The sequence below is a fragment of the Streptomyces albireticuli genome (assembly GCF_021228125.1).
GTDB lineage: Bacteria > Actinomycetota > Actinomycetes > Streptomycetales > Streptomycetaceae > Streptomyces > Streptomyces albireticuli.
The window spans coordinates 1-3,509 of record NZ_JAJQQS010000061.1 but is presented as its reverse complement, the minus strand read 5'-3'; the positions used below and the strand labels follow the sequence as shown (position 1 = coordinate 3,509).

Annotated in this window: 1 protein-coding gene and 1 pseudogene; one reads left to right on the top strand and one right to left on the bottom strand. The window is 54.0% G+C overall.

The features are described from left to right. Positions 1-223 precede the first annotated feature (223 nt). Positions 224-2,125 (top strand): M12 family metallo-peptidase, encoded by a 1,902-nt coding sequence (locus LUZ64_RS36470; protein ID WP_095585014.1) that lies wholly within the window; start codon positions 224-226, stop codon positions 2,123-2,125. A gap of 1,064 nt (positions 2,126-3,189) precedes the next feature. Here the strand turns inward: LUZ64_RS36470 and LUZ64_RS36465 are convergent. Beyond that, positions 3,190-3,386 (bottom strand): annotated as a pseudogene (locus LUZ64_RS36465) (IS110 family transposase); the annotation flags it as partial. Positions 3,387-3,509 lie beyond the last annotated feature (123 nt).

Below are 3,509 nucleotides of genomic sequence, written 5' to 3'. Positions count from 1 at the left end.
CCTTCTCCGGCCAGGGCGGCAGCAGCGGCTCGATCAGCGGCCCACAAGCCGTCGTCCACGTCCCACGGCCGAGCACTCACACATCACGAACGGTCGAATCATCACACCGGTCACGCCCGACCAGGAGGCCTCAACAAGATCCCGTTACGAGCTCTAAGGGATCACTGACTCAGGACACTGGAACCTATACTATGACAGCTAAAATTATGATACATGCATTTAAATGGAGAGTCGACTGTTGATAACATGGTTTGAGCGGCGACTTCCTGTTTGGGTGGCGATGTGCGCTTTAGGGATTTCCCTCTGCGGCTGTGCAAAATTTGGCGCGGTCAGATCTTCCTCTCTTGATCCGATAACAACGACCTCGGCAGCCTCGTTTTCAGTGAAATCGATTGAGGGGCGGTCGGCAGAAAAGGGTACATCAAAGCATCGGGCGGCAGTTAAATATCGCCACACTGCATTTCCGCGCGGAAATGGAACGAGTGCTGCGTGTAGCCCGTATGAGGCCAAGCAATGTCGGAACATTGCTCCTCGCAATCACCTAATAGGCGAGAAAAGACCATTAGGTGCGGCACAACAAGGCGATACCGAACTTTCAGGTAGTTTTTCCACTACCGGAATTTCGGGCGCGCCATCCATGCCTTTCAATAGAACGATCACAAGAATAACTCGATCTTCTGTTTCGAATTCAGACAGTCGTGAAATTACGAGATGGCGCACGGTGCCGTTAGATGTGGCGGACTACTGGTGGTTGTGTGGCGCACGCGTTACAGGGAAGCCGAAGGAACACATCTTCCGGCTATTTGATGATGTGTCTGTGCAGGTAGTAGAGGACAGCATGGCCCATGGGGAAGAAGGGGTGAATTGGAGCGGGCACCTAACAGACAAGCCTCGGGCCAGGGTGACATTGTCTGCAGCCGGAGCATGTAACTTGAAAGCTAGGGCTGATCAGGTGAGTATAGATGCCTTCTTTGATCTTGGAGAGCGGGTCTACCAGATTTCCAGAGATCCCGCTCTACCAAACCACCTTCTGATCACTGAGGAGAATCCGGCCTTGCGGAAAGAAGGTCTTCCTGACAACGGGGATTTAGGGAACGGAATCGCTGCCTCTGAAAGGTTCCGTAACATTCTAATGAAGGAACCTATCGCTCGGGAGCCAGTGGCAATCGACATGATCGTTGGGTATACCCCAGCTGCGGAACGTAGAGTCGGTGGGCAGCAAGCAGTTGAAGCGCGTATTCAGCAAGCTGAGGCATTTATTAATCAGGCATTCGCCAGCAGCAACGTGCCTGCCAGCGTCCACATTATCGGCTTCTATCGTGCCTCAAACTACCCTTACAATCGTGATGAAATCGCCTCCGTACTGTTTGGCAAGCTCTCTAATGCAAACGATCCTCAGCTCGGTCGACAGGCTCACCAGTTGCGTGAAGAATATGGTGTCGACCTCATCGGTCTGTTCTTTGATGTCCCCCCGGGGCAGAGCTCCGGACAGGGAAGCCTTCCCGGGCCGAATACGCAGAGGTGGGATCGTGAGGCATTTTCGGTAACTGACGTGCAGTCAGTGGTTGATTGGTACAACTTTGGCCATGAGGTGGGACATAATCTGGGCTTATGGCACGATCGAATAACCCTTAAAGGTCAGGTATCCGAGGAGTACATCAAAGCGAATGTCAACGCTCCTTACGGGCACGGATATATCACCCCAAACCGTCGATGGCATACTTTGATGGCTTACAGTAGCTCATGCGGGCAACCCTGCGCGCCCGTTAATCAATACTCCAACACCGAGAACACCATCAACGGTCAGCCCCTCGGTGACAGGGATAGTAACAACGCCGAACTGGCTCGCCACACCACACCCATTGTGGCGGGTTATCGGAACCTCACAAAGGCAATTCTTCGTTACCAGCTTGTTCTTTCTGAATCACAAGGAGGGTTTATCCGCCCCGATTTCTTTGGCCCGTATCGGCCTGGCACGCTGGTGGGTATCAAGGCTTACCCTGACCCAGGCTGCCGCGTCGCTGGATGGGAGGTAGATGGTCACTTCTATCCTCATTCAGAAAATCAGCTGAATGTCAATGTGGCAGGTCCCGGTACAGTTCGTGCCCTATTCGTTTGTGCATGAGGTACACTGCACTTCATATCCGATATCTCTGAAGTTACAAAAAGCACTCAGCCACCGAATGGGCGGATCATTCAACCGACCTGCCAGAGGGGCTGATTGCCATGAAGGCATTTCTTGTTGCCGTCGGTAATGGCGCCCTTTGGCCTTTTCACCTGGTTGCGCGGCAACATATCGTAACCGTATATAGGTGATTCTTAGTTGCGACTTAGAGTAACCCTTCACGCACCTTATTACGCGTCCACCTCATCGCGCAAAGCGTTATATTAGTTAATGCCATAAATAGCGCGCACGAGTCGCTCAAGGGCGGAGGTAAGCCTTTTATGGTGAAATTCCAGTCGAAGGCGGCGTCTTCCCTTGTATCTGTGTCGTCTGCTTTGGGTACGTTTCATGATTCGGAGCATCCCAGGGAGGTTGACGAGTGACCTAAAGGGCAGCACAGCAATTATGAATTTTGCAATGATTTCGATGCTGATTTTGTGCATATGGTTATCGAACTGACTGCCCGCATCTAAGGCAGGGCAAGGCAGCGTGCGGCAGACCGTGAAGTAGGGGTTATCTGGCAGATGTCAGCCACTTGGTTTATTTAACCGATAAGATCGTGAGGGTAGTTGTGGCGGTGTGCACATAGAAGTGCTGGCAGGTATTTGTTAACGCTGCTGGGGAAGTGGTTTCGCGAGGCATGCGATCAGTCTGACCTACGGAAACGGTTACAATGTGCACATAGTGGCACCTGCATAGCCTACGAGAGCATCGATTAAATTGACTGACTCGGTCGACGGTACTAGGTGATCGAGTGCACCGTCTCATGGATGACTGTTATTTGCGCTTGCTATCCCGTTATGAAAGCGACCCTCACGATTATCTGGCGTTCCTCAGTCTGGCACCACCGTCTCTGCTACGAGCTGCATAGGGCACAGTTTTACAGCGTCGAACAGGGTTAGGCTGGCCGGTGTTGGCATCCGTGTCTGACAGTCGGGTTGAGCGTTTTCCGGCTCGTGGTGGGCTCTATGTATAACGTCAACGATGTGGTGCCTGGTTGGGGCGGCCATGCGGCGGGTGACGGTGGGGGTTCTGGACTCGTAGAAGGTGCCGTCGCAGAGCATGGTGAAGAGGACGTTGATGCGTTGGTGGGCGAGGCGGAGGAGGTCTGGGCGTGGGTTTTACCGCGATCTCGCTGCTGTCCGCCGTAGGTGCATGTTCGCCGTGGATCGAGCTCCCCGAAGGATCTGGTGGTGGGGGCGAGGCCGGTGTAGGAGGTGATGCGGCGCTCGGCGGTGTTGTGTTGTTTGTCGGCCTCGCGGTCGAAGGCGGGTGGCTGGCCGTCGTGGCTGCCGCGTCGCTTGCGGTGAGCCTGCTGGCCGGCGGGGACCGGGATCACCGCCTT